Genomic DNA, 26,162 nt, shown 5'->3' on the forward strand with positions numbered 1-26,162 from the left:
AGCACGAGTCGGGTCAGAGCACGAAGGCGTCGGTCCACAGGGCGCCGGAGCGCCCGGACAGCGCATCCAGCATGGCCACCGCCTGCCCGTCGGTGAGCTGCGCCACGAAGTCCACGATGGCGCGGCCCCGGGCACGGCCGATCCGGTGCGGCGTACGCGGGTGCAGCTCCGCCTCGGCCAGCTCGACGAGGTCGTGCAGCCGGCGCGGCAGCCGGGACTCCTCCTCCGGGTCGAGCAGCCACTCCCACAGGGCCTCCACCAGGGTGCCCAGCAGCCGGGCCTGACCACGCTGGTGCAGGGCCAGGTCGGGGCGAGCCAGCACGAACCGGTGGTGGACGAACTTGAGCACCTGCACCTCGTGCCACTGGGCGCAGCCGAGCAGCACGTACCCGGAGCGCACCGACGGCTGGTCGGTCACCGTTATCGCCTCCACGAAGCGGGTGGACCAGCGGGCGGAGAACCGCGACACGTACTGCTCCGCCTCGATCGAACCGTCGAACGGCATCGCCAGCAGCCCGTCCACCAGCTCCTCGCGGACGTGCTCGACGGCGGCGGCGAACGCGTCGTCGTCGGCGATCCAGGCGTCCTTGCGGTGCAGCTGGCGGCGCAGCCGCTCGATCGCCGCGCCGGGCCGCCGAGCCGCCGTGGCCAGCGCCGCGTCGGTGATCGCCCGGAAGTGCCCGCTCTCGCGCTGCCAGGCCATCAGCTCGGCCGACACCGCACCCTGTTGGAGCACCCCGACCCGGTAGAAGTCCTCCACGTCGTGGATGGCGTACGCGATGTCGTCGGCGGTGTCCATCACGGACGCCTCCACGGTCTGCTGCCAGTCCGGAATGCGGCCGGCGAACGGCTCCCGGGCCTGCCGCAGGTCGTCGAGCTCGGTCCGGTACGCCCCGAACTTCAACGAGCCGCTCTCCGGGTCGTCCGGCGGCGGGGTGGCGCCGCGCGGCGGGGGATCCATGGTGCGGGGGTGCGGGTCGGGGTAGTCCAGCCGCGTCCACGGGTACTTCAGCATCGCCGCGCGCACCGCGGCGGTCAGGTCCAGCCCGGTGGTGGCCGCGCCCCGGATCTCGGTGCTCGTGACGATCCGGTACGACTGCGCGTTGCCCTCGAACCCGTCGGCGAGGCCGAGGCGTTGGCGGGCGAGCCGGTCGAGCACCCGCTCGCCCAGGTGCCCGAACGGCGGGTGACCGAGGTCGTGGGCGAGCGCCGCGGCCTCCACCACGTCGGGGTCGCAGCCGCCGAGCTTGTCCAGCAGGCCGCGCCACCGGTCGTCGGCAGTCAGGCGCTCGGCGATGGCCCGGGCCACCTGGGCGACCTTCAGGCTGTGGGTGAGCCGGTTGTGCACCAACAGCCCGGAACCGACCGGGCTGATCACCTGGGTGACCCCGCCGAGGCGGGCGAAGAACGGCGAGCCGACGATCCGGTCCCGGTCGGCGCGGAACGGGTTGGCCGTCAGGTCGCCGAGGGCGCGGGCGCTGCCGCCGAAGAGCCGCCGGGCGCGCGGCTCCGCAGGTGATTCCATGATCGCCACGCTAGCGCAGGCCCGCGGGGACCGCGGTCGGTCACCCCGGCCGGGCGCGGCGACAAGCGTCGGGGTGGCCCGGCAGAATGCAGGCGGTACCCACTCCCGAAGGCGGATCGAGATCGTGACCCAGTCTGTTCATCAGCGGATCGCCGACGAGCTCGGCGTGGCCGAGCGTCAGGTGCGGGCGGCCGTGGAGCTGCTCGACGGCGGCGCCACCGTGCCGTTCATCGCCCGCTACCGCAAGGAGGCCACCGGCCTGCTCGACGACACCCAGCTGCGCACCCTGGAGGAGCGACTGCGCTACCTGCGGGAGCTGGACGAGCGGCGGGCCGCCGTACTGGAGTCGATCCGCGGCCAGGGCAAGCTGGACGAGGCCCTGGAAGCGCAGATCATGGCCGCCGACTCGAAGTCGCGGCTGGAGGACATCTACCTGCCGTACAAGCCGAAGCGGCGGACCCGAGCGCAGATCGCCCGAGAGGCCGGGCTGGCGCCGCTGGCCGAGACGCTGCTGGCCGACCCCAGCCGGGATCCGAAGGTCACGGCAGCCGAGTTCGTCGACGCGGAGAAGGGCGTCGCCGACGTCGCCGCCGCGCTGGAGGGCGCGCGGGCGATCCTCATCGAGACCTTCGCCGAGGACGCCGACCTGATCGGCACGCTGCGCGAGCAGATGTGGTCGCGGGGCCGGCTGGCTTCCCGGGTACGCGAGGGTCAGGAGGCGGCCGGCGCCAAGTTCTCCGACTACTTCGACTTCTCCGAGCCGTACCCGAGGCTTCCCTCGCACCGGATTCTGGCGATGTTCCGGGGCGAGAAGGAGGGCGTGCTCGACCTGACCATGGAGTCGGAGGAGGCCGGCGAGGCGGATGCCGTGCCGACCGGTCCGAGCCGGTACGAGGCGGTCATCGCCGGCCGGTTCGGGGTCTCCGACGCGGGCCGTCCGGCCGACCGCTGGCTGGTCGACACGGTCCGCTGGGCGTGGCGTACCCGGATCCTCATCCACCTCGGCGCGGACCTGCGGATGCGGCTGTGGCAGGCGGCGGAGGAGGAGGCCGTCCGGGTCTTCGCCACCAACCTGCGGGACCTGCTGCTGGCCGCGCCGGCCGGCACCCGGCCCACCATGGGCCTGGACCCGGGCCTGCGCACCGGCGTGAAGGTGGCAGTGGTGGACGCCACCGGCAAGGTGCTCGCCACCGACACCATCTACCCGCACGAGCCCCGCCGGCAGTGGGACGCGTCGGTCGAGACCCTCGCCCGACTGGCCGGGGCGCACGGCGTGGAGCTGATCGCGATCGGCAACGGCACCGCCTCCCGCGAGACCGACAAGCTCGCCGGTGACCTGATCGCCCGGCACCCGCAGCTCAACCTGACCAAGGTGATGGTCTCCGAGGCCGGCGCATCGGTCTACTCGGCGTCCGCGTACGCCTCGCAGGAGCTGCCGGGGATGGACGTGTCGCTGCGCGGCGCGGTCTCCATCGCCCGCCGCCTCCAGGACCCCCTCGCGGAGCTGGTCAAGATCGACCCACGCTCGATCGGCGTCGGTCAGTACCAGCACGACCTGTCCGAGGTGAAGCTCTCCCGGTCGCTGGACGCGGTAGTCGAAGACTGCGTCAACGCGGTCGGGGTGGACGTCAACACCGCCTCCGCGCCGCTGCTGACCCGGGTCTCCGGAATCGGCGCCGGACTGGCCGAGAACATCGTGCTGCACCGGGACGCCAACGGGCCGTTCCGCTCCCGGACCGAGCTGAAGAAGGTGGCCCGGCTCGGGCCGAAGGCGTTCGAGCAGTGCGCCGGCTTCCTGCGCATCCCCGGCGGGGACGACCCGCTGGACTCCTCCAGCGTGCACCCCGAGGCGTACCCGGTGGTGCGGCGCATCCTCGCCAGCACCGGCCAGGACCTGCGCGCGGTGATCGGTAAGAGCGCGATCCTGCGGGGACTGCGGGCCACCGACTTCGTCGACGACCGGTTCGGCCTGCCCACCGTCACCGACATCCTCGCCGAACTGGAGAAGCCGGGCCGCGACCCTCGGCCGGAGTTCCGCACCGCCACCTTCGTCGAGGGGGTGGAGAAGATCGGTGACCTGACGCCCGGGATGGTGCTGGAGGGTGTGGTCACCAACGTGGCCGCGTTCGGCGCGTTCGTCGACGTCGGGGTGCACCAGGACGGTCTGGTGCACGTGTCGGCGATGTCCCGGACGTTCGTCAAGGACCCCCGCGAGGTGGTCAAGTCCGGCGACGTGGTCAAGGTCCGGGTGCTCGACGTGGACGTACCCCGTAAGCGGATCTCCCTGACCCTGCGCCTGGAGGACGAGCCGGCCGCCGGCGGTGGCGGTCGGACGAGCCAGGAGGGTCGAGGCGGCCCGGCGCAGCGCGGACCACAGGACGGCCGAGGCGGGTCCGGCGGACGCGGCGGCCAGGACGGCCGAGGCGGGTCCGGCGGACGCGGCGGCCAGAGCGGTTCGGGTGGCAAGGGCGGGTCCGGCGGACGCGGCGGGCAGGGTGGACGAGGCGGGCAGCAGCGCCAGGGCGCATCGGCGCCGGCCAACGACGCGATGGCCGAGGCCCTGCGCCGCGCCGGACTGGCCTGATCCGCCGACCTCGCGCGGCGTCGTGTAAATCTTGGACAGTTTCCGTTCCGCACGAACGGAAACTGTCCAAGATCTGGCGCCGAGCGGCGCGGCGCGGAAGCGCGGCGCGGAAGCGCGGCGCGGAAGCGCGGCGCGGAAGCGCGGCGCGGAAGCGCGGCGCGGAAGCGCGGCGCGGAAGCGCGGTGGCCGGGAATCGGCTCGCGCGGGGGTGGGCGCCGGAGTGATGATCTCGCGGTGAGGATGCATGCCGACCAGGTGGACGTGCCCGTGGACGTGGTCGCCGCGCTGGTGGCCGCGCAGTTTCCCCGCTGGCGGGGTCTGCCCGTCCGCCCGGTCTCCTCGGCCGGGACGGTGCACGCCCTGTTCCGGGTCGGGGCGGAGGTCGTGCTGCGGTTTCCGCTGCGCCCCGGGGCCGATCCCGACCTGCGCGCGGAATTGGCGCGGGAGCAGGAGTACGCAGTGCTGCTCGCCGCGCACCTGCCGGTCGCGGTGCCCGAGCCGCTCGGCCTGGGTGAGCCGGGCGACGGGTATCCCGGGCCGTGGGCGGCGTATCGCTGGATTCCCGGTGCGACGGCGCAGCTCGACCGGGTCGGCGATCCGGACGAGTTCGCCAGTGACCTGGCCGCCGTCGTGGTCGCCCTGCGCGGCATCGACACCGGCGGGCGGTCCTGGCCGGGAACCGGCCGGGGCGGACCGCTCGCCGACCAGGACGCGGACGTGCGGGCAGCCCTGGCCGTCAGCGGCGAACTGACCGACACCGCCGCGCTGGCCGAGGTGTGGGACCGGTGCCGGGACGTCCGCCGCGACGGCCCCGACGTGTGGATCCACGCCGACCTGATGCCGGGCAACCTGCTGGTCCGCGACGGTCGACTGGTGGCGGTCATCGACCTCGGCACGGTCGGAGTGGGCGATCCGGCGGTGGACCTGATGCCGGCGTGGAACCTGCTCGACGCGGGGTCGCGGGAGACGTACCGGCGGGCGTTGGGCGTGGACGACGCCACCTGGGAGCGGGGGCGCGGGTGGGCCCTGGTGCAGGCGATCAACGCGCTGCACTACTACGTCGAGACGAATCCGGGAATGGCGGGCATCGCCCGGCACACCCTGCGGGCCGTCCTGGGCTGAGTCGCGTCGCGTACCGTCGGCTCGTGGGTGAGGGCGACGACCGCGAGTGGCGGGAGCGGCAGCAGCGGGCGGTGCGGGCGCACGCCGACGCGGAGGCGCGGCGGCGGGCCGCCGAGCAGGCGCAGGCGGCGGAGTTGGTGGCCTGGTTCGTGGCCGAGGCGACCCGGCGGGGTCTGCCCACCACGCGGCTGGTCGCCCGGGGCTACGACGGACGCGGTCGCTACCGGACCCGGTTGACCGGCTGGTACGTCGACCGGGCCGGGACCCGAGCGGTGGACACGGCCGGTCGGTTCCATCTGCTGACCGTGCCGGGCGGTCTGCGGGCCCGGTTGTTCGGCGTCGACCCGCAGCCCAGCCCGGCGCCGCTTGTCGTCGGGGCCGGCGGACGCGACGGCGAGTCGATCCCGCTGCGGACGCTGCTCACCCGGTTGCTGGACGGGACCGACGAGCCAGGTTCCACCACCAGAGCTGCTGCACCAGAAGCGTGAGCAGCCCGGCCACGACGATCGCGCACAGGTTGATCACCAACTGGAGGGCCGAACCGCCGGCCTCGCCCCACACGCCGTAGGCGGCGGCGACCGCCACGTTCGCCGCGGCGGGCACGGTGGTCACCGAGATCAGCACCCCGACCAGGCTGCCCGACTTCTTCGAGGTCAACGAGAGCATGCCGGCGACCCCGGCGAGCAGGCCGACGACCCAGGACAGCGCGTCCGGTCGCCAGATGAAGTCGGTGAGGGGCCGCTTGGCGAGCAGCATCTCCTCGCTCACCAGACCGGCTGCGGTAAGCGCCCAGGTGCTCAGCACGGTCGCCACCATGGCCGCCAGGAACCCCACAGTCAGGGCCTGCACCGATCGGCCGATCACCGACAGTCGGCGGCGCAGCAGCGCCACGCAGAGCGCGGCGAGGGGGCCGAACTCCGGCCCGACCACCATCGCCCCGACGATGAGGATCGGCTGGTCCAGCAGCACACCGATGCCCGCGATCATGGTGGCCACCACGATCAGCACCAGGTAGGTGCCGGACAGCTCGGTCTGCTCACCGGTCTTCGCGGCGATCTCGTCCCAGACCACCGCGTCCGCGCCGCTGCCCGGCGCCCGCTCCGCCGCGCGGTCGGCCGCCGCGGAGATGGTCAGCTCGACGTCGTCGGCGGCGATGCCGCCGCTGGTGTCCACCCCGATGCGCTGGAGCCCGTGCAGCACCCCGTCGGCGCTCTCCCGTACCACGTCGCAGAGGACGAGGTCGCCCTCCGGCTGCCGCGCCACACCGGGCAGCACGGCCAGGTGGGTCACCCCCGCGTTCGCGGACAGCAGGTCGACGACCTCGTCAGACCGATCGGCCGGGACGATCACCCTCAGGTGCAGCACTCGTTCTCCCTGGTGTGGACGTACCGCGGCGGGCAGCACTCTACCGGCCGCGCCGTGGCCGTCGGAACGCGAAGACCGATCGGGTGGAAACGGCGCAGGATCGGCGAAACCACCCATCCACCGCTATAGCGGCTGCTACAACCATTGTGGTCTATCAGCACCTTTGATCGGAGGCGCCGTCCGTGGATCTCATCCACCACCGTCCGCCCGAGGCGCGCGTTGGCGGCCCGGCCGTCACCGACCCGGTCTTCCTCTCCCCGCCGGACGTCGGCGAACTGGAGGAGTCCTACCTGCTGCGCGCCTTCCGCGCCGGCCGCTTCGACCCCGAGGGCCCGGAGTTGGGCGCGTTCGAGCGGGAGGTCGCCGGGCGGGTCGGCGTCGGGCACGCGCTGGGGCTCTCCTCCGGCACCGCCGCGCTGCACCTGGCGCTGCTCACTGTCGGCGCCGGACCCGGTTCCGTGGTGGTCGTGCCCACCCTGACGTTCGCCGCCACCGCCAACGCGGTCACCTACACGGGCGCCGAACCGGTCTTCGTCGACTGTGACGCGGCCACCGGCAACCTCGACGTCGACCTGCTCTCCGACCTGCTCGGACGACTCGCCGAGGCCGGCCGGCGGGTCGCCGCCGTGCTGAGCGTGGACATCAACGGTCGGTGCGCCGACTACGACAGGCTGCTGCCGCTCTGCGCCTCGACAGGCGTACCCGTCGTCGAGGACGCGGCGCAGGCCCTCGGCTCCACCTACCGGGGCCGCCACGCCGGCACCCTCGGCCGGGTGGGGATCTACTCGTTCAGCCACAACAAGGTGATGACCACCTCGGCCGGCGGGATGCTCGTCTCCGACGACCCCGCCCTGGTGGCCCGGGCCCGCCACCTCGCCACCCAGGCGCGCGAGCCGGTGCCGCACTACGAACACCGCGACGTCGGCTACAACTACCGGCTCAGCACGCTGCTGGCCGCCCTCGGCCGGGCGCAGCTCAGCCGGCTGGACGCGATGATCGCCCGACGGCGGGCGCTGCGGGACCGGTACGCCCACCTCTTCGCCGCCGTGCCGGGCACCCGGATCCTCGGCGCCGACGACCCCGGCTCCAACTGCTGGCTGACCTCAGTGGTGGTCGAGCCCGAACGTGCCGGCTGGCAGGCCGGCCACCTGGCCGAGCACCTGGTCGCCCACGGCGTGGAGAGCCGCCCCATGTGGAAACCGATGCACCGCCAACCGGTGTACGCCGACCAACCGGCCGCCCTGACCGGGGTAGCCGACCGCCTCTTCGCCACCAGCCTCTCCCTGCCCAGCGGCTCCGCGCTCACCGACGACCAGGTCGACCGGGTGTTCGCGACGATCAGCGAGTTTCTCCAGGAGCGCCGATGACGAGCGGACCCCGCCCCTACGACGCCCTCAAGCGGGCGCTGGACGTCCTCCTGGCCGCCACCGGTCTGCTGCTGGCAGCCCCGGTGCTCACCGCCGTGGCGCTGGCCGTGCTTGTCACCATGGGCCGGCCGGTGCTGTTCCGGCAGGCCCGGCCGGGTCGGCACGGCCGATTGTTCCACCTGGTCAAGTTCCGCTCGATGACCGTCGGCGGCGAGGACAGCGCGCCGGCCAACGACGGCGAGCGGCTCACCCCGTTCGGCAGGTGGCTGCGGACCACGAGCCTGGACGAGCTGCCCCAACTGTGGAACGTGCTGCGCGGCGAGATGAGCCTGGTCGGGCCGCGTCCGCTGCTGCCGGCGTACCTGACCCGGTACACGCCCGAACAGCTTCGCCGCCACGACGTCCGACCCGGCATCACAGGCCTCCAGCAGGTCTACGGGCGCAACGCGTTGAGCTGGGAGGAACGGTTCGCGCTCGACGTGCGTTACGTGCGGCACCGCTCGCTCGCGCTGGACCTGCGCATCCTGCTCCGCACGGTACGGATCGTGCTGCTCCGCGAGGGCATCACGGCGCCGGGCGTGGCCACCGCCCGCGAGTACCTCGGCCCGTCCGGACTCGCCACCGCCGGCACCGGTCACGCTCCGACGACGAGTCACCGGTGAGCCTGGACATCGTCGTCGTCGGCTGCGGCGGCCACGGCCGGGAGGTGCTGGGCATCGTCCGCGCCGTCAACGCGGCCGCCGGCGGGGAGCCGGTCTGGCGGGTCCGTGGCTTCGTCGACGACCGGCCCAGCGAGGTCAACCTGAAGCGGGTGCAGCGGCTGGAGGTGCCCTACCTGGGCGGTACGGCTCGTCTCGCCGACCAGCCCGCCGGCACGTACCTGGCGTTGGGCATCGGGGACCCGGCCTCCCGGCGGGCGGTGGACCTGCGGGTGGCCGCCCACGGGCTGCCCGCGGCGGTGCTGATCCACCCGGACGCGACGGTCGGCCCGGACGCCGTCTACGGCGAGGGCCTCATCGCGTTTCCCGGCGCCCGGGTCACCACGAACGTCACGCTCGGGCGGCACGTGCACCTCAACCAGAACAGTGCCGTGGCGCACGACTGCGAGGTCGGCGACCACGTGTCGGTAAACCCGCTCGGCGCGGTCTCCGGCGACTGCCGGCTGGGCGACGGCGTGATGATCGGGGCGGGCGCTGTGGTGTTGCAGGGGTTGCGGGTCGGCGCCGACGCCACAGTCGGCGCGGGCGCCTGCGTGGTCCGGGACGTACCGGCCGGCGTCGTCGTCAAGGGAGTCCCGGCCCGGTGAGCGCGAACGGCGCCTCCGGCGGCCCGCGCGTGGGCCACCCGCACGGTGCGCGCCGGCTACGGATCGCGGTGCTGGTCAAGACCAACGCGGGCGGGACCTGGCTGCTCCCCCAGGTCGACGAGTTGCGCCACCGCGGCCACGAGGTGACTGTCGTGCTGCCCGCGGGCGCCGGCCGGCTGACCGACGAGTTGGAGCGCCGCGGAGTCGAGGTGCTGCCGTCGCCGTACGACTTCACACTGGGATGGTCCGCGCCGGTCGGGCTGCTGCGGCTGCGGTCGCTGCTGCGCCGGCTGCGCTCCGACGTGGTGCAGTACCACCTGATCGCCTCGGCGTACGCGGTACGGCTGGCCACGCTGGGCCTCCCGGTACGCCGGGTGCACATGGTGGCCGGCCCGGCATACCTGGAGTCGAGCCTGATTCGTTCGGTGGAGCGGATGCTGTGGCGGCTCGACGACGTGGTGGTGTGCGGCTGCCGGTACGCCTCCACCCGGTACGGGGAGCTGGGCTGCCCGCCGCAGCGGCGACCTGTCGCCGTGTACGGGGTGGACACCGACGCGTTCAGCCCAGACGCCACCGGCCCGGACCAGCGGGCGAAGCTCCGCGCCGAGCTGGGCATCGACCAGTCCGCATTCCTGGCGGTGCTGGTCAGCTACGTCTACCCGCCCAAGCGCCTGGTCCACTCCGGTCGCGGGGTGAAGGGGCACGATGTACTCCTGACGGCCTGGCGGACGTTTCGCCGTCGACACCCGGACGCGCATCTGCTGCTGGTCGGGGGCGGTTGGACGGCGGCCGGGGAGAGCTACCGGCGGCAGCTCGGCGATCGCTTCGGTGTCACCGACGATCCGGCGGTGACCTGGGTGGAGTCCGTCCCGGACGTCCGACCCTGTTACGCCGCGGCCGACGTCAGCGTCTCCCCGTCGCTCTGCGACGGACCGGGGGCCGCGGTGGAGGCCGGCTCGATGGGCGTACCGAGCATCGTCAGCGGGGCCGGCGGCCTGCCGGAGGCGGTCACCGACCGCTCCGGATGGGTCGTTCCGCCAGCCGACCCGGCGGCTCTGGTGGACGCGCTCGACGCGGCGTACCGCGCCTGGGCCGGCGGCACGTTGCGGCTGCGCGGCCGGTTGGCCCGTCGGCACGTGCTGGCGTCCTTCGACGACCTGCGGGCCGCGGCGGAGGTGGCCGACATCGTGGAGGACGTGGCGGCACGACGGCGCTGACCCACGACGGCGCTGACCCACGACGGCGGGCGGCCGGTGGCCGGTCCCGCCGGACCACCGACCGCCCCCGCGTGTCAGTGCCGGATGCCGGCCCAGTCGTGGTGGCGGCGCACGGTGGAGAGGATGAAGTCGACCACCCGCCGGGAGGTGTCGGGCACCTGGTAGTCGACCGGGCAGGGCACGCCCTGGGCGGCGACCTGCGCCACCGTCACCTCGACCGCCTCGACGACTCCCTGCGGGTCCAGGCCGGTCATGATGATGCCGCCGGCGTCGAGCGCTTCCGGGCGTTCGATCGACTCCCGCAGGGTCACCGCGGGGAAGCCGAGGATCGCCGCCTCCTCGCTGATCGTCCCGCTGTCCGACAGCGTGCAGTACGCCTTCGTCTGCAGGTGTACGTAGTCGAGCAGGCCGAACGGGTCGTGGAAGGCGATGCCGTCCAGGGCTGTGGCGTCCGGGGCGAGCGCCTCCAGGCGCTTGCGGGTGCGGGGGTGGGTGGAGACCAGCACCGGGAAACCCCACCGGTCACGAACGGCCACGAGGCAGTCGAGCAGCCGCTGGAGCCGGTCGGGCCGGTCCACGTTCTCCTCGCGGTGTGCGCTGACCAGGAAGTACCGGCCACTGTCGAGTTCCAGCTGACGCAGGATCGTCGAGCCGGCGATCGGCGCCCGGTAGTGCTCCAGGACCTCCCGCATCGGCGAGCCGGTGTGCAGGATCCGGCGCGGGTGCAGACCCTCGGCGAGCAGATTGCGCCGGGCGTGTTCGGTGTAGACGAGATTGAAGTCGGCCACGTGGTCGACCAGCCGGCGGTTGGTCTCCTCCGGCACGTTGAGGTCGAAGCAGCGGTTGCCGGCCTCCATGTGGTAGACCGGCACCCGCATCCGACGGGCCATCAGGGCGGCGATGCAGCTGTTGGTGTCGCCGAGCACGAGCAGGGCGTCCGGCCGCACCTCGGCGATCGCCGCCTCCATGCCGACAAGCACCCCGCCGAGCACCCGGCCCAGCGAGGACGTGTCGACGCGCAGGAACCGGTCGGGTTCGCGCAGGCGCAGCTCGGAGAAGAACACGTCGGAGAGGCTGCTGTCCCAGTTCTGCCCGGTGTGCACCAGCACGTGGTCGACTGTCTCGTCGAGTCGGACGAGCACCCGGGACAGTCTGATGATCTCCGGGCGGGTGCCGACGACTGTCATCACGCGGGTCATGGGGTCTCCCTTGGCCTGTCGCTCACCGGACGCCGGCTGGCACGCGGTGCTCGCCGCCGACCGGCTCCGGCCAGGTGTCCGGTCGCTGCGGGTCGAACAGCTCGTTGGTCCAGAAGAGGGTGAGCAACTCGTCCGGGCCGGTGTTGGTGATGTTGTGCGCCCACATGGTCGGCATGTCGATGACGACCGGTTCGTCGCCGCTGACCGGGAACCGGAGGACGTCGGTGTCGCCGACGCGGCGCAGGCTGATCTCCGCGCTGCCACGCAGCACCACGAACCGCTCCACCTTGGCCAGGTGGAAGTGCTCACCGCGGGTGACACCGGGGAGGGTCGTCGAGCAGAACGTCTGCCCCGCTCCCCCGTGGGTCTTCACCGTCTCGACAAGCGTGCCGCGGGCGTCGGCCCGGCTGGGCAGGACGAGCGGATAGTGCGCCGGGAAGCAGTGCGACCGGTACGTGTTGAACAGCCGTACGTCGTGCCTGTCTCGCAGCGGCGGGATCTCGCCGGTGCGGTAGATGCCGGCGTACGAGGTGAGCTGGTCGGCGAGGTCGCGGACCCCGATGCGCAGCGCCGGCATTCCCGGGTCCCAGGAGCCGCCCGCCGCCACCCCGGCCAGTCGGGCCGCCGCGTCGGTGACGTGCACCAGGTCCATCTCCCGGTCGGCGTGCACCTCGGGCCGTCCGCCCTCGGCGAGCACCCGGCAGAAGGTGGCGACCGCCGAGTTGTACCAGGGCCGGCCGTGTTCGCCGTACAGGTTGGGCAGCAGCACGTCGTCCAGGGCCACGCCGGTTTCGGCGAGGATGCCGGCGGCGGTGGCCTTGGCGTCGCCGTACGGGGTGCCGTTGCCGGCCTGGACCGAGTTGGCGAAGACCACTCCGGCCGGCGGTTCCGGGCAGGCTCGCAGGCCGGCGGCGAGTTGGGCGGCGAGCTGCACGTTGCCGGCCGCCACGTCGGCGGGCTCGCCGCGGTTGACTCCGGCCAGGTGCAGCACCCGGTCCACCCCGGCGATCCTGCGGGCGACAGTCGCCGGGTCGGCCAGGTCGGCGCGGGTGAGCACGGTCGGCTCGGGCCAGCCGAGCGCGTGCAACAGGACGCGCACGTGCCAGCCGAGAAAACCGCCGCCGCCGGTGACGGCGAGCCTCAGCACGCCAACACCGGGTCACGCAGCGCCAGCTCCGCCCGGACCTCCGGCAGCGCCCGGAGCAACTCCACCACCTCGGGTACGCCGAGCCGGGTGGCGTTGGCCGAGTTGAAGTCCTCGCGGGGGGTGTCGCCCAGGTCGCCCTCGGAGACGTAGAGCGCGTAGTTGAGGTCCCGGGCGTCCAGCGGCACCCGGAAGAAGTCGCCGAAGTCCTCGGCCTGGGCCAACTCCTCGCGACTCGCCAGGGTCTCGTGCCACTTCTCGCTGTGCCGTACGCCGATCACGTCCAGCTTGAACGGCACGTCGAAGAGCTGACAGACCGCCTCGGCGAGGTCGCTGATGGTGCAGGCGGCGGCCTTGCGGATGAACACGTCGCCGGGGCGGGCGTGGTGGAACGCGTGCTCGACCAGGTCGACCGAGTCGGCCAGCGACATGAGGAAGCGGGTCATGGCGGGTTCGGTGACGGTGGGCGCGCGGCCGGCCTTGATCTGCTCGATGAACAGCGGGATCACCGAGCCGCGGGAGTACATCACGTTGCCGTACCGGACGCAGGAGACGGTGGTGGCGCTGTTCGGGTTGTTCCGGGCGTACGCCTGGGCGACCTTCTCCATCAGCGCCTTGCTCATGCCCATGGCGTTCACCGGGTAGACGGCCTTGTCGGTGCTGAGGACGACCACCGAGCTGACCCCGTTGTACGCGGCGGCCTCGACCACGTTGCCACTGCCGAGGATATTGGTGCGTACCGCTTCGAGGGGGAAGAACTCGCAGGAGGGCACCTGCTTGAGCGCCGCCGCGTGGAAGACGAAGTCGACGCCCCGGGTGGCGCGCACCACTGTGTCGACGTCGCGGACGTCGCCGATGTGGTAGCGCACCCGCTCGTCGCCTATCGACCGGCGCATGGCGTCCTGCTTGGCCTCGTCCCGACTGAGGATCCGCACCTCGGCGACGTCACGGTCGAGCAGCCGCCGGGCCATGGTCTGTCCAAAGGATCCGGTCCCACCGGTGATCAGCACCCGGCGACCCGCGGTCGTCACGCTCATTGGTTCTCCCGTTCGTCGTCCGACGGGCGGCTTCCACCCGCCACCCCCGGGCGGAGCACGACGCGCCACGTTCCGGGGCACCGGCCTCCGGCGGCCAGGTTCGACTCCGCGACGGATTCGGCATCCGGGTCAACGAATGCTCGGAGGAGCAGATACGCGTTCGGTAGCAAAGGGGGTTCAATTACCCATCAGAGCCCTAAAGACCATACGCTTATGCGGTGAATTGACCTCTTCGCGGCCCGTTACCTGATAGAAACGGTCCCGTGCCGCTCCCCGGCCCCGGCCGGCGCGGACCGTTCCCGGGTCCGCCGCTACGAGGGGTCGCACCCGGTCGTTCCAGAGAAGGAGTCCCATGCCGCGCGGTCACCTCTCCGGCCCGATGCGGGACCCCGAGCCGGAGCGTGACCGATGACCGCGGCACCGCCGGAGACCGGGCCCGCCACCGGCCCCCGCTACCGCACCGCCACCGAACCGCTGGTGCCGGCCATCGGCCGACGCCGCCGAGCGGCGGATGCCCGCCCCGCATCCCCACCGGCCCCACCTGCCGGCAGCCTGCCCGCCGTCCTGACCCTGTGCGTGGTCGCCTTCCTGGCGGCCCGCCCGCCGTGGTGGTCGTTCAACTACGGCGCGATCCTCGCGGTGCTCGCGATCGTGCTGACCGGCCGACTGCCCAGGCTGCGCCCGCTCGACGTCGCCGCGCTGCTCACCGGCTGCTGGGCCGCCGCCAGCCTGCTCTGGAGCAGCCGGACCGACCTCACCGGCCCCGCCGCCTACCGCTACATCTCGGTGGGCGTGCTGTTCGTGGCCTGCCGGCACGTCGTGCGGGGACGGCGGGACCTGCTGCTGGTCGGCTGGACGTTCCTCGGCGGATGCGCGGTGGTCGCCGTCGAGGTGGCCACCGGCGCCCGGTCCCAGGGGCAGGTGCTGCTCTTCGCCGAGCGGTACGGCATCGCCGGCAAGGAGGTGAACGTCACCGCGTACACCCTGGCCGCCGGGGTGGTGCTGGCCCTGGTGCTCGCCGCGGCCGGCGCGCACCGGCCGCTGCTGCGCCTCGCCCCGCTGGCGTTGATCGTCCTACTCGGGTACGCCGTGCTGCTCACCGGATCGCGGGGCGCCGCCATCGGCGTCCTGCTCGGTCTCGTCGTCGCGCTCGCCACCCGGATCGCGCCCCGACTGACAGCGGTCACCGTCGCCGGCCTCGCCGCCGCGCTTGTCGCGCTGGTGCCGTTCGGGCTGGCGCCGAAGGCCGAGCTGCTCTGGCTCGACGGCCTGTACGGACGGCCCACCGGCGACATCTCCGGCCGCCTGTCGATCTGGCCGTACGCGCTGTCGACCTGGTCCGAGTCGCCGCTGGCCGGCTCCGGGGCGGGCGTGTTCATCGGCACCAACCCGTTCGAGATCGGACCGCACAACCTGCTCCTCACCGTCGGCAACGATCTGGGTCTGGTGGGCGTCGCGCTCTACTTCGCGACGATGGCCGGGGCGCTCGTCGGCACCGCCCGCACGGGCCGGGCCGGGCTCCTGACCGCCTGCGCGTGCGTCGGGATCATGCTGCCGATCTGGCTGACCGGCCAGTGGGAGACGTCGCTCGCCTTCTGGCTGGTGCTCGCGCTTGTCACAGTCCTGCCGGGGATCTGGGGCCCGCGACGTCACACGGGCATCGCCGCGCGACACGCCCGCAGCCGTCGCCGACGCCCGAGCACGGTCGCGCCGACCGTCACGGTCCGCGGGCGGACGGTGACGACCAGCCGGTAGCGCCGCCGGCGGGACGGGTCCTCAACCGACGTCCGACCCCTCCAACGCGGCAGCCCGCCCGGGTCGGGGCACCACCGCCGCGCCAGCCGGTCGACCCGCCGCCTCCCGCAGCACCTGGGCGAAGCGGGCCGCCACCCGGTCGGTGCGGTGATGACGCTCCGCGTACGCCAGCCCTCGCCGGCCCAGACGAGCCCGCAACTCCGCGTCGGCGCAGAGCGGGCCGAGCGCGGCGGCGAGGGCAGCCGGGTCGTCGTGGCCGACCACCGCACCGGCGTCGGCCGTCGCCAGGTGCGCCATCGACGCCACCTCGGCCGGGCCGAACCCGAGTACGGGACGGCCGGCCGCGAGGTACTGCGGGATCTTGGTGGAGAGCGAGTAGCGGGTGTACCTGCGGTGCTCGGCGGCGAACGACTCGACGTGCACCAGCACATCGGCCCGGCGCAGCACCCCGGAGACCTCCCCGCTGGCCAGCGACCGGCCCAGGTGGACGGCTGGCATCCCGGCGAACGCGCCACCGTAGCGGCCGACGTCGGCGGCCGGGGCGTGCACGGTCAACCGCGCCGGTATGCCCCGGGCGGCCAGCTCGCCCACGGCCGCACCGACCTGGCGCAGCGACCGCCACCGGTCCAGGTGCAGCCCACCGACGTAGACCAGCTCGACAGGGGTCCCCGCCGGCCGATCCGGCGCGGGCCGGTGGGGATCGGCGAAGTCGGCGGCGTCGACACAGTTGCCGAAGGCGGCGAACGGCAGCCGGTAGCGGCGTGCGAACTCCCGCGCCATCGCCTCGCTGATCCCCATCCCGTACGAGGAGTGCCGCAGAACGTCGCGGAACCCGGCGCGGACGGCGAGCCGGGGCAGACCCAGCACCTGGCCACCGGTGTACAGCGTCGTGGGCCAGTCGTCCATGAAGTGCGGAACCAGCGGCACCCGGCACTCCTGCGCCGCGGCGACCGCGAGGCGCATCATCCGGATGCTGCCCAGCGTCGTGTAGACCACGTCCGGCCGTTGGTCACGAAGCCAGCGACGGACGTCCGGGGGTACGCGGACCGGGCTGAGGTCGACGAAGGCCCGCAGCTGGGTACGCAGGTGGATGCGCAGCGCACCCGGCGCCGGGTTCCGGGCCACGGCGACCGATCCACCTGCCGGGCTGGGCGCACCCACCACGCCGACCGGGCCCTTCAGGACGGCCCGCAGCGGCCGGCGGACGCGTTCCCACTGCCGGAACAGGTGATACTCCACCGGCGCGTTGCGCGGCGCGAACCGCGCGAACGTGCCGACGATTTCCGGGCCCGGGGGGCGATCCTCGGCGTACAGCTGCGCGAGCCGGTCCGCCGGCCAGCCGGTGAACAGGTTCGACAGGGTGATGCCGGTGCCGGTGGAGCGGTCGAACACGGCCGCGCTCACCACGAGCACGCGGGGATAGTCGTCAGCGCGCACTGTCCACCAGTTCCTCCTCGACGGCCGGGCCGCGGTGGCGCCGCAGCGTCCGGCGATATCCGTACAGCGCCGCCGGCGCGACGGTGAGCGCGTAGCCGACGGCGCCCACCCAGGGCACGGCCGCAACGCCGAGCCGGTCGGCGGCGAACCACTTGCCGAGCACCGACAGCACCAGGAACGCTCCCCAACCGCACAACTGCGGGACGAGGACGCCTCCGGCGTTCTGCACCATGAACCGGGGCGAGAGCGCCGACTGCAACAGCCACCAGACGCCCAGGCCGGCGAGCAGCCACCGGTCGCCGCCCATCGGCACCGGCAGCCAGGCGGCGAACAGCCGGTCGCCGACGGCCACGAGTGCCACCGCGGGCAGGCCGGCGGCGAGCACGGACAGCACCGTCATCCGCCGGGTGGTACGCCGCACCCAGTCCACCTGCCCCTGGGCCAGGGCCTCGCCGTTGGCCGGCCAGAGCGGCACGTTTACCAGGACGACGAGCTGACCGAGCTGGGACAGCAACTTGGCCGGCACCACGTAGCCGGCCACCGCGGAGAGGCCGAGCGCATGCGCGATGATCAGCGTGTCGGCGTTGGTGGCGAACGAGATGACCACGGTGAGCACGAAGAACAGCCCGCTGAGCCGGGTCAGCTCCACGGCGGTGTCGAGCCGCACGGCGCGGGGCGCCGGTCGGATCCGCGGCTCCTGCCGGCCGAAGAACCACAGCGTGTTGAGCAGATTGACGAGCAGCGGCGTGGCGACCGAGACGGCCACCACCAGGATCGGCGACCAGCCGGCCCGGACCACGCCGAGCACCGCGCCGAGCGCGGCCAGGCTGCCGGTGGTCTGCCAGACGTTGCTCCGGCCGACCTGCTGGTAGGCGTACTGGACCCGGGCGATCAGGCTGAGCGGGACGTTCAGCGCGAACGCGGTGAGACAGATCAGCGAGATCATCCGGGTCTGCTCCGGGGTGACCTGACCTGTCACGTTGAACAGCGCCGACCACGGCACCGCGCCGGAGCAGGTCCAGAGCAGACCGGTGAGGACGAGCGCGAGCACCGACAGGGTCAGGTACGCGCTGGAGATGTAGCGGCGGGCCTGGACGGTGTCGCCGTGGGCGTAGCAGGGGGCCAGCTTGGTCATCAGCCCGCTGCCCAGCCCCAGATCGGCGAAGGCCGCCATGCCGGCCAGCGCGGCGACAGCCATCCACAGGCCGTACAGGTCGTTGCCGAAGTAGGGCAGCGTCACCGGCACCAGCACGATCGGCACGACGAGCCCGGCCAACCGGCTCAGCAGCGCGGTGGCCACGCCGGAGAGCAGCCGGCGACCACGGTCGGGGCGGCGGCGGTGTGCGCCAGGTTTACGGGTGTGCCGGGTCCGCTCGGCGACCCCGGACGACATCGGCGTCCCTACTGATCCGCGAGGACGTGATCGGACATCCAGGCCACCGTGCGTTCGAGGCCGGTGCGCAGCGGCACCGGCCGCACCGCGGGAAACAGCGTCCGCAGGCGGGCGCAGTCGGCCTGGGAGTCCCGCACGTCGCCCGTTCGTGGCGGCTCGTGCACCACCGACAACGGCCGACCCACAATGTCCTCCAGCTCGGCGACGAGGTCGAGCAGCGACACCCGCACGCCGAAGGCCAGGTTGACCACGTCCGTGGTGGACACGCGGCGCACGATGGCGTCGACGATCACCGAGGTGACGCTGCCGACGAAGGTGAAGTCGCGGGTCTGCCGGCCGTCGCCGTGCACCCGCAGCGGCTCACCGGCGAGCGCGGCGGTGACGAAGCGCGGCAGCACCGCGGCGTACGCGTGGTGGGCGGCCTGCCGTGGGCCGAAGACGTTGAAGAAGCGGAACGGCAGCACCGGCAGGCCGTAGCAGGCCGCGTAGGCGACCGCGTACGCCTCGGCGGCCAGCTTGGACACCGCGTACGGCGAGACCGGTATGGGCCGCAGCCCCTCCTGCCGGGGCAGTACCGGATTGGTGCCGTAGACCGACGACGACGACGAGAGGATCAGCTGGCCCACGTCGTGGCGACGGGCCGCCTCCAGCACCATCAGGGTCCCGGTGGCGTTGGCGTGGTGGCTGGGCAGCGGCCGGTCGATGGAGCGCGGCACCGACCCGAGGGCGGCCAGGTGCACGACGCTGGACGCGCCCGCGAACGCCTCGTCGAGCAGATCCGGGTCGAGCACGGTGCCCCGGTGCAGCCGGATCGGCTGATCGTCCAGGTTGTCGAGCAGGCCGGTGGAGAGGTCGTCCACGACCACGATCTCGGTCACCTGTGGGGTCTCGGCGAGCGCCCGCACCAGGTTGGCGCCGATGAAGCCGGCGCCCCCGGTCACCACTACTCTCAACGATCTCCCCGTTTCGGCTCGGCTGGCGAGCCGCCCGGCGGCGCGATGCCCGCCCGGCGGCACGGTGGCGGTGACCGCGACGGCCCACCAGTGTGACAACGAGCCCTGTTCCCGCAAGTCACGCAAAACGGACCTCGTGTCGCGTGTCCTTCGTCGCCGTCCGGCCGTTGTGTGCCCCGGGTGGCCTTGTCGACGGGAGAGCCGGGGCATGCGAATCGGACTGATCAGTCAGTGGTATCCGCCGGAGAGCACGTTCGTGCCCGGTCAACTGGCCACGGAGCTGGCCCGACGCGGCCACGACGTCCGGGTGCTGACCACCTTTCCGAGCCTGCCGCTGGGGCGTACCTATCCCGGCTGGCGGCAGCGGTGGAACCATCGGGCCTCCGACCGGGGGGTGACCGTGCGCCGGGTGCCGGCGTACCCGAGTCACGACCGGTCCGGGCTTCGCCGGGCGGCGAGCTATCTCTCGTTCGCGGCCACCAGCACCGTGGCCGCCCCGCGACACCTGTGCGGCGTCGACGCGCTGTACGTCTACCACCCGCCGCCCACCTCGTACGCCGCCGCCGGCCTGCTGCGCCTGCTGCGGGGCGTACCGACAGTCCTGCACGTGCAGGACCTGTGGCCGGAGTCGGTGACGACGTCCGGGATGGCGCCGGCCGGGATGGCCGGCCGGGCGCTGGACCGCCTGCTCGCCGCCAGCATGCGCCGGATCTACCACTCCTGCGCGGGCATCGCGGTGATCGCGCCAGCGATGGCGGAGCAGGTGGTCGAGCGGGGCGTGGACCCGGGTGCGGTGCGTACCGTGTTCAACTGGACCGACGAGGCGCTGTTCCGGCCGGTGCCCGGCACCGACGCGGCCCGCCGAGCGATCGGCCACCGCGGCAGGACCACCGTGATGTTCGCCGGCAACCTGGGCCTGTTGCAGGGCGTCGACGTGGCGATCCGCGCGGCGGCGGCCGTACCGGACGCGGTGGACCTGGTCTTCGTCGGTACCGGGCTGGGCGCGGAACAGGCCCGGCAGCTCGCCGACGAGCTGGGCGCGGACAACGTCCGGTTCCTCGGCCGCCGTCCGGCCGCCGAGATGGCCGAGCTGTACGCCGCCGCCGACTACCAGTTGGTCATGCTGCGTGATCTGCCGTGGCTGCGCGGGACGGTTCCGTCGAAGTTGCAGGCCGCGCTGGCCTGCGGTGCGCCGGTGCTGATGTCGGCCGACGGCGACGCCGCCAGTCTGGTCAGCGCCGGCGGGGCCGGTCTGGTCTGCCCGCCGGACGACTGGCGGGCGCTTGCCGACCAGTTCGTCGCCGCGGCCGAGGTGCCGCGCGAGCAGCGGGCGGTGATGGGCCGTCGGGGTCGCCAGCTCTACCTGGATCGGATGTCGTTGCGGGTCGGCGTGGACCAGATCGAGGATCTGCTCGGCAAGGCCGCCGCCAGCGGGCGGGGCTGACCCCGCTGACGTCCGAGCCGTTCGGTCGGACCTCGGGGGCCGTGCAGCCGGAGAGGCGAGCGCATCCCGAGCGTCACGGCGAGCGGCTGTCCGCCGCGACGACCCGATCACCCGTCGACGCCCGATGAGCAGTCAGTCCGGCCGCTGCGGGAGCGTCGCACCGACGACGGCCGGGGCGCCACGCTGCTCGGTCAGGCCGGTCTGCCCGGTCAACCCGGCGAGGAAGTCGCGCATCCGGCGACCCTGGGCGGCCGGTTCGCGGGTCTCCCGCACGAAACGGGCCCCGCCCGCGCCCAGCGCCCGCGCCTGCGCCACCGGCAGGTCCAACACCCGGCCGATCGCCGCGCGCAGACCGTCGGCGGTGTCCGACTCCGCATACGACAGCCAGGGCGCGTAGTCGGGTGGTATGCCGGGCAGTCGGGTGCTCACCACCGGCACACCCGCGGCGAGATACTCGATGATCTTGGACGGGAACGACCAGCGGACGAAGTCCTGGTCCACTGGGCGGGGATTCACCAGCACGGCGGCGCGGCCGAGCCGGGGCAGCAGCTCCGCCCGGGGCAGCAGCTCGGGTGGCACGACGCGCCGGTCCACGGCCGCCTGTTCGCGCAGCCACCCGGCCAACTCGCCCCGCCCGTACAGGCACAGCCGCAGGTCGTCCCCGGGCAGGCCGCGGAACGCCTCGACGAGCCGATCGACGCCGTAGGCGCGGCTGAGCCCGCCGGCGTAGACGATGTCCCGGGTGGACCCGGCGCTCGCGGGCCGGTCGTCGGCGGCCGGATCGACCCCGCAGATGCCCTCCATCACCAGGCGTGGACGGCCGGGGGCGAAGTCGTCGGCGAGCGCGGGGGTCAGGGCGATCACCCCGGAACAGCGGGCGAGGGCGGCCCGGACCAGCGCGACGTCGAGCCCGCGCAGCAGCCGGACCAGGCGACCGTCGGTGGGGAGCGCGACCCCGGGCGGGTCGGTGAGCACCGGCACGACCCGGACGCCGCGCCGCCGCGCCCGCAGCACGCCGAACCACAGGAAGGGCGAGTGCACCCCGTGCACCAGCAGCACCTCGGTGTCCCGGTCGCGCAGCGCCCGGCCCCCGGTGCGCCAGGCGGCCACGAAGCGGGTCAGGTGTTTGAGACCGAGCAGGTTGACGAACGCCAGCAGGTGACCGTCCACGTCGTCCTGCCGGAAGTGGCCGGCCCGGAAGCGGACCTGCCGGTTGCCGGGCCAGCCGGACACCGGCGCCGCCGAGAGCAGGTGCACCGGACAGTCGGCGGCCCGCAGGGCGTGGACCAGACCCCAGGCGAAGGTGTGGGTCTGCGTGGGCATGATGGTGTCGCGGGCGATGATCTCGGCGAGCACGTCGTCGGGCACTGTGAAGCCCAGGAACGTGACGCGCGGGCCGCCCGGCGGCGTCACGCCCGTTCCCCGAGCACCCGCTGGTAGACGCGGTCCAGAGCGCCAAGCATGACGTCGAGGCTGTAGCCCTCGGCGACCACCTTGCGACCCAACTCCCCCAGGTGCCCGCGCTCGCCGGGGTCGTCGAGCAGCGGGGCCAGCGCGGCGGCGAGCGCGTCCGGGTCGCCCGGTGGCACCAGCCGGCCACCGCCGGAGCGCAGCACCTCCACGTTGCCGCCCACCGCCGACGCGACCACCGGCAGCCCGTGCGCCATCGCCTCCAACAACGCGTTGGAGAGGTTCTCGTGCAGGGTCGGGAAGACGAAGAGGTCCGCCGCGGCGAGCAGGTCTGGCACGTCGAGCCGGTTGCCGAGCAGGCGTACCTCGACCTCGCCGGCGTGGGCCAGCGCGGCGGACACCCCGTCGCGGTCGGGCCCGTCGCCGGCGACCAGCAGCACCCGACGCGCGGCCGACGGCTGCCTGCCGGCGGTGGTCGGTGGCAGGCGCCGCAGCGCGTCGGCGAGGACGCCGAAGCCCTTCTCCCAGGTCAACCGGGACACCGCGATCATTGCCACGTCGTCGGGCCGCAGCCCCAGGTCGGCGCGCACGCGCTGGCGGGCGGCGCGCGGGTGCGCCGGCAGCGGAACCCCGTTGGGGATCACCCCGACGAGTTTCGGGCCCAGGCCGCGTAGGAAGTCGCGGCCGGCGGCGTACTCGCAGACCACGCCGACGTGGCTGGCCAGCCGCAGCGTCGCGGGCTCGGCCCCGTGCACGAGCGCGCGGCGCTTCCAGGCGGGACCGGGCTGACGCAGGTCGCGTACGGTCCCGTGCACGGTGACCAGGACACGGGGACAGCCGGCGAGCCGGGCGGCGAGGACGCCGTGGAAACCCTCGTTCTGCAGCCCTCGCACGTGCACCACTGCAGGTCGCACCCGGCGCAGCAGGCCCACCCATTCCCGCAGCAGCGACACGTTCAGGCCGCCGTTGCCCGCGTGCTGGTGCATCCGGACGAACTCGTACCGTTCGGCGAGGGGCGAGGAGAGCACCCGCTGCACGGCGGTCAGCGGACCGTTGGCGCCCGGGGTTCCGGCCGAGTGCTGCACGACCACCGGCCGCGTCACGGCTCGACTCCGCGCGACGACGAACGGCATCGGTGCTCGGGCGCGGTGCGACGCTGCATGACCTCTCATTCCGACGGCGGCTCGGCAGCGGACCTCATCGGCCCGCTCACCGCACATGTACGGCAACTGCGACGCGCCGTGCGAGGTGACGGCACGCGGAGCACGGGGCTTTGCCTAGACTAAAGGGTTATAACGACCAATTGGCCTGAGCTCTCCCAAGGGGGACGACAGTGGGCGAGCCCACCACCATCGCGGGACCCGTCCGCGCATCGCGGCCGGCCTCGACGCCGCATGTGCTGGCGCTTGCCGCCTACCGGTTTCCGCACGGTGACGCCCTGTCCAACCGTCTGCTGCACCTCGCCCGGTCCGCCACCCCGGTCGGCGGCGTGACAGTGGTGGTCAACGACTGGCCACAGGACGGATCACGCCCGCCGGTCGCCCCCCACCTGCCGCCCGGCGTACGGCTGATCGAGCTGCACCGTCGCGTGGTCGGCGGCGGGGTGCCGGGCCGCTGGCTGCACCGGCGCCTGTGGCCCCTGCGGGTGCTGGCCGCGCTGCGTGGCGCGGGCATCCGCCCGAACGACCTGGCCGGCGTCTACCTCCCTGCCGGCCTGTTCACCCTGACCACCTGGGTGGTGCTCCGTGCGGCGGTGCGCTGCCCCGTGACCGTCGACGTCCTGGAGCGACACGACCGGGCACAGTTCCCCCGGGGGTGGCTGACGCCGTACTTCATCCGCCATCGGTGGACATCCTTTCTGGCCGGACGACTGGCGGACCGGATCATCGCCATCTCGGAGACGCTGGAGCGACGCTTCGTCGACAGCGGTCGCCCGACACTCGTGGTGCCGCCGCAGGTGGACTGCGCCGACTACACCGACCCCGCGCCGCCCCCGCTCGCCGGTGGACTGCGGCTCCTCTACGCCGGATCGGCAGGCGCGAAGGACCAGTTGGCCGTGGTGCTGGAGGGCCTCCGTCGCCTCGCGCCCGACGACCGGAGCCGGGTGCGCCTGGTGATCGCGGGAATTAGCCGGGAGCAGGCGGGCCGCCTCTCCGACCTGGACGACGCCGGACTCCGCGACCTCGACGACCAGGTGAGCTTCCTCGGCTGGGTCCCTCGTGACGAGATCCTCGCCGAGTTGCGCCGGGCGCACTTCTCGGTCCTGGTCCGGCCCCCGGCCGGGTACGCGCAGGCGGGCTTCCCGTCCAAGGTGCCGGAGAGTCTGGCCGCCGGCTGCCCGGTGCTGCTCAACCACACAAGTGACCTGCGGCGCTACGTCGTGGACGGCCGGGAGGGGATCGTGCTGGCCGGCTGCGGGGCGGATGACGTCCGGCGCGGAATCGAGCGGGCGCTGCGGCTCGACGACATGGCCTGGGCGGCGATGAGCCGCGCGGCCCGCGAGCAGGCCCACTGTTTCGACTACCGGGCCTGGACGCCCGTGGTCAGCGACTTCGTCACCGGCGCCGGGTTCGGGGCGGGCGTCGGCAGGTCGGCCAGAGCCGCCAGCTCGGTGGTGGACAGTCGGCGGTCCACCGGGTAGAGCTGCCGCTCGTGGGCCCGGATGGTCGCCACCGGCCAGCGCAGGCGGATCACCCGGGCCGGGTTGCCGGCGGCCACCGCGTACGGCGGCACCGAGCGCGTGACGACCGCGCCTGCGCCGATGACCGCGCCCCGGCCGATGGTCACGCCGTGCAGGATCACCGCCCGGGTGCCCACCCAGACGTCGTCGCCGATTGACACACCCCGGTCCTGGGTGTCGTCGCCGGGTACCTTGTCGACCGCGATCATCGGCACGCCTACCTGGTCGATGCGGTGGTTGCCGCCCCGGATGGTCACCTCGGGACCGAACATGACGTTGTCGCCGATCCGGATCCTGGACCGGGCCGCCATCAGGATGGGCCGGTAGCCGAGATCCACGTTGTGCCCGACCTCGATCGTCTCGCAGGTGTAGACCCCGTCGGGGTCGACTGTGAAGTTGTCGCCCCGAGCAGCGAACCGCCGGGCCAGAGCGAGACCTCGGACGGCACGGCGGGCCCGGGAGGTCGTGCGCAGGAGGCGGTCCAACGCCCCGATCACCGGGCCGAGAAGGGCGCCCGGCCGCCCCGCCGCCACCCGCATCAGACGCCCGCCCGGCCGGCGCCAGCCTGTTCCGGGACCCCGTAGATCCGGCGGATCACGGCGGCCTTCTCGGCCGCCGGCAGGTGACCACAGCCCAGCGACCGGGCCCGCAACCGCTCGAGATAGTCGTCCACGGTACGGATGACGCGGGCCGGCACCCCGGCCGCGACGCTGTTGTCCGGGATGTCGCGGGTCACCACCGAGCCGGCGCCGATGACGCACCGGTTGCCGATCGTCACACCGGCAAGGATGGTCGTGCGTACGCCGAGGTAGACGTCGTCACCGACGCGGATCGGCGCCGTCCACTCCAGGTCGGGCACCTCCTTGCGGAGGATCAGCGTGCCGCCGTCGTGGGTGATGAACTGGACGCCGGCCGTGACATAGACGTTGTCGCCGAGCGAGACGAGCCACGGCTCGGAGCCGAACATCGCCCGGTCGATGCCGTAGAACCGGACCCGCCCCCGCAGGTCGACGCCGAGGGACCGGGCGAAGCCCTCCGGATCCCGTGCGGCGGCCAGACGGTCGCGCAGTGCCACCCGTACGCCCCGCAGCACACCGAGCATTCGGACCTCGATTCCTGGGTTCCACCGGTCAACTGCGCATCCACGGTAAAGCAGACAACACGACCGATCAGGAAATATCCTTAAAGCCGCCGATTTATCTATGCGATCTGAATTTATTACAC

General features: G+C 73.2%; 21 protein-coding genes and 1 pseudogene. 10 read left to right on the plus strand and 12 right to left on the minus strand.

The window, feature by feature from the left end; translation table 11 throughout:
- Nucleotides 1-13 precede the first annotated feature (13 nt).
- Nucleotides 14-1,525 carry a deoxyguanosinetriphosphate triphosphohydrolase family protein gene (locus ACGFIE_RS20450; protein WP_393296709.1) on the minus strand — a complete coding sequence of 504 codons (1,512 nt, stop codon included), beginning with the start codon at nucleotides 1,523-1,525 and terminating at the stop codon, nucleotides 14-16.
- A gap of 124 nt (nucleotides 1,526-1,649) precedes the next feature.
- On the opposite strand from ACGFIE_RS20450, the gene ACGFIE_RS20455 reads away from it, so the two are divergent.
- The 3 genes from ACGFIE_RS20455 (at nucleotide 1,650) to ACGFIE_RS20465 (ending at nucleotide 5,719) form a co-directional block, all read left to right on the plus strand.
- Nucleotides 1,650-4,109: a Tex family protein gene (locus ACGFIE_RS20455; protein WP_393296711.1), complete on the plus strand. Its 2,460-nt coding sequence runs from the start codon at nucleotides 1,650-1,652 to the stop codon at nucleotides 4,107-4,109.
- 240 nt (nucleotides 4,110-4,349) lie between these two features.
- Entirely contained in the window at nucleotides 4,350-5,231 is an 882-nt protein-coding gene (locus ACGFIE_RS20460) for an aminoglycoside phosphotransferase family protein (RefSeq protein ID WP_393296994.1), read from the plus strand.
- A gap of 23 nt (nucleotides 5,232-5,254) precedes the next feature.
- Nucleotides 5,255-5,719, plus strand: coding sequence for a hypothetical protein (locus ACGFIE_RS20465; protein ID WP_393296713.1), 465 nt, complete (start codon nucleotides 5,255-5,257; stop codon nucleotides 5,717-5,719).
- On the opposite strand, the gene ACGFIE_RS20470 is transcribed toward ACGFIE_RS20465, so the two are convergent.
- On the minus strand, nucleotides 5,652-6,596 hold the full coding sequence (locus ACGFIE_RS20470) for a DUF389 domain-containing protein (RefSeq protein ID WP_393296715.1): 945 nt from the start codon (nucleotides 6,594-6,596) through the stop codon (nucleotides 5,652-5,654). The two genes, ACGFIE_RS20465 and ACGFIE_RS20470, sit on opposite strands and share 68 nt — an antisense overlap.
- Before the next feature lie 182 nt (nucleotides 6,597-6,778).
- Between ACGFIE_RS20470 and ACGFIE_RS20475 the strand changes: the two genes are divergently transcribed.
- From ACGFIE_RS20475 to ACGFIE_RS20490, 4 genes are read left to right on the plus strand one after another with little or no spacing between them, the layout of a single operon-like run.
- Nucleotides 6,779-7,963: a DegT/DnrJ/EryC1/StrS family aminotransferase gene (locus tag ACGFIE_RS20475; RefSeq protein ID WP_393296717.1), complete on the plus strand. Its 1,185-nt coding sequence runs from the start codon at nucleotides 6,779-6,781 to the stop codon at nucleotides 7,961-7,963.
- Nucleotides 7,960-8,625: a sugar transferase gene (locus ACGFIE_RS20480; protein WP_393296719.1), complete on the plus strand. Its 666-nt coding sequence runs from the start codon at nucleotides 7,960-7,962 to the stop codon at nucleotides 8,623-8,625. The genes ACGFIE_RS20475 and ACGFIE_RS20480 overlap by 4 nt, the downstream gene beginning before the upstream one ends.
- Entirely contained in the window at nucleotides 8,622-9,269 is a 648-nt protein-coding gene (locus ACGFIE_RS20485) for an acetyltransferase (RefSeq protein ID WP_393296721.1), read from the plus strand. Before ACGFIE_RS20480 ends, ACGFIE_RS20485 begins: the two co-directional genes overlap by 4 nt.
- A complete protein-coding gene (locus tag ACGFIE_RS20490) occupies nucleotides 9,266-10,486 on the plus strand; it encodes a glycosyltransferase (protein WP_393296723.1) in 1,221 nt (406 codons plus the stop codon). Before ACGFIE_RS20485 ends, ACGFIE_RS20490 begins: the two co-directional genes overlap by 4 nt.
- Nucleotides 10,487-10,560: 74 nt before the next feature.
- On the opposite strand, the gene wecB is transcribed toward ACGFIE_RS20490, so the two are convergent.
- Genes wecB through ACGFIE_RS20505 form a run of 3 tightly spaced genes read right to left on the minus strand, consistent with a single transcriptional unit; the run spans nucleotide 10,561 to nucleotide 13,866 of the window.
- Entirely contained in the window at nucleotides 10,561-11,685 is a 1,125-nt protein-coding gene (gene wecB, locus ACGFIE_RS20495) for a non-hydrolyzing UDP-N-acetylglucosamine 2-epimerase (protein WP_393296725.1), read from the minus strand.
- Nucleotides 11,686-11,707: 22 nt separating this feature from the next.
- A complete protein-coding gene (locus ACGFIE_RS20500) occupies nucleotides 11,708-12,832 on the minus strand; it encodes an NAD-dependent epimerase/dehydratase family protein (protein WP_393296727.1) in 1,125 nt (374 codons plus the stop codon).
- Entirely contained in the window at nucleotides 12,826-13,866 is a 1,041-nt protein-coding gene (locus tag ACGFIE_RS20505; RefSeq protein ID WP_363687629.1) for a polysaccharide biosynthesis protein, read from the minus strand. Before ACGFIE_RS20505 ends, ACGFIE_RS20500 begins: the two co-directional genes overlap by 7 nt.
- A gap of 408 nt (nucleotides 13,867-14,274) precedes the next feature.
- On the opposite strand from ACGFIE_RS20505, the gene ACGFIE_RS20510 reads away from it, so the two are divergent.
- Nucleotides 14,275-15,621, plus strand: a complete 1,347-nt coding sequence (locus ACGFIE_RS20510; protein ID WP_393296729.1) for an O-antigen ligase family protein — start codon at nucleotides 14,275-14,277, stop codon at nucleotides 15,619-15,621.
- Nucleotides 15,622-15,642: 21 nt separating this feature from the next.
- Here ACGFIE_RS20510 and ACGFIE_RS20515 read toward each other — a convergent pair whose 3' ends face one another.
- From ACGFIE_RS20515 to ACGFIE_RS20525, 3 genes are read right to left on the minus strand one after another with little or no spacing between them, the layout of a single operon-like run.
- Nucleotides 15,643-17,058, minus strand: a complete 1,416-nt coding sequence (locus tag ACGFIE_RS20515; RefSeq protein WP_393296731.1) for a glycosyltransferase — start codon at nucleotides 17,056-17,058, stop codon at nucleotides 15,643-15,645.
- Nucleotides 17,048-18,451 carry an oligosaccharide flippase family protein gene (locus ACGFIE_RS20520; protein ID WP_393296733.1) on the minus strand — a complete coding sequence of 468 codons (1,404 nt, stop codon included), beginning with the start codon at nucleotides 18,449-18,451 and terminating at the stop codon, nucleotides 17,048-17,050. Before ACGFIE_RS20520 ends, ACGFIE_RS20515 begins: the two co-directional genes overlap by 11 nt.
- An 8-nt stretch (nucleotides 18,452-18,459) precedes the next feature.
- Entirely contained in the window at nucleotides 18,460-19,395 is a 936-nt protein-coding gene (locus tag ACGFIE_RS20525; protein ID WP_393296996.1) for an NAD-dependent epimerase/dehydratase family protein, read from the minus strand.
- A 217-nt stretch (nucleotides 19,396-19,612) separates the two neighbouring features.
- Here ACGFIE_RS20525 and ACGFIE_RS20530 point away from each other — a divergent pair, with 217 nt between their 5' ends.
- Entirely contained in the window at nucleotides 19,613-20,848 is a 1,236-nt protein-coding gene (locus ACGFIE_RS20530; protein ID WP_393296735.1) for a glycosyltransferase family 4 protein, read from the plus strand.
- A 132-nt stretch (nucleotides 20,849-20,980) separates the two neighbouring features.
- Here ACGFIE_RS20530 and ACGFIE_RS20535 read toward each other — a convergent pair whose 3' ends face one another.
- Nucleotides 20,981-22,261, minus strand: a complete 1,281-nt coding sequence (locus ACGFIE_RS20535) for a glycosyltransferase (RefSeq protein ID WP_393296737.1) — start codon at nucleotides 22,259-22,261, stop codon at nucleotides 20,981-20,983.
- The gene (locus tag ACGFIE_RS20540) at nucleotides 22,258-23,361 is read right to left on the minus strand and encodes a glycosyltransferase family 4 protein (protein WP_393296739.1); all 1,104 of its coding nucleotides are present in this window, start codon (nucleotides 23,359-23,361) and stop codon (nucleotides 22,258-22,260) included. Before ACGFIE_RS20540 ends, ACGFIE_RS20535 begins: the two co-directional genes overlap by 4 nt.
- Nucleotides 23,362-24,215: 854 nt before the next feature.
- Here ACGFIE_RS20540 and ACGFIE_RS20545 point away from each other — a divergent pair.
- Nucleotides 24,216-24,758, plus strand: a pseudogene (locus ACGFIE_RS20545) (glycosyltransferase); the annotation flags it as partial.
- Nucleotides 24,759-24,778: 20 nt separating this feature from the next.
- Here ACGFIE_RS20545 and ACGFIE_RS20550 read toward each other — a convergent pair.
- Together ACGFIE_RS20550 and ACGFIE_RS20555 are read right to left on the minus strand one after the other, a co-directional pair.
- Complete coding sequence (locus ACGFIE_RS20550) at nucleotides 24,779-25,477, minus strand: acyltransferase (protein WP_393296741.1); 699 nt, start codon at nucleotides 25,475-25,477, stop codon at nucleotides 24,779-24,781.
- Entirely contained in the window at nucleotides 25,477-26,040 is a 564-nt protein-coding gene (locus ACGFIE_RS20555) for an acyltransferase (protein WP_393296743.1), read from the minus strand. Before ACGFIE_RS20555 ends, ACGFIE_RS20550 begins: the two co-directional genes overlap by 1 nt.
- Nucleotides 26,041-26,162: the final 122 nt, after the last annotated feature.

It is taken from the genome of Micromonospora sp. NPDC049275, from assembly GCF_043197115.1.
Classification (GTDB): domain Bacteria; phylum Actinomycetota; class Actinomycetes; order Mycobacteriales; family Micromonosporaceae; genus Micromonospora.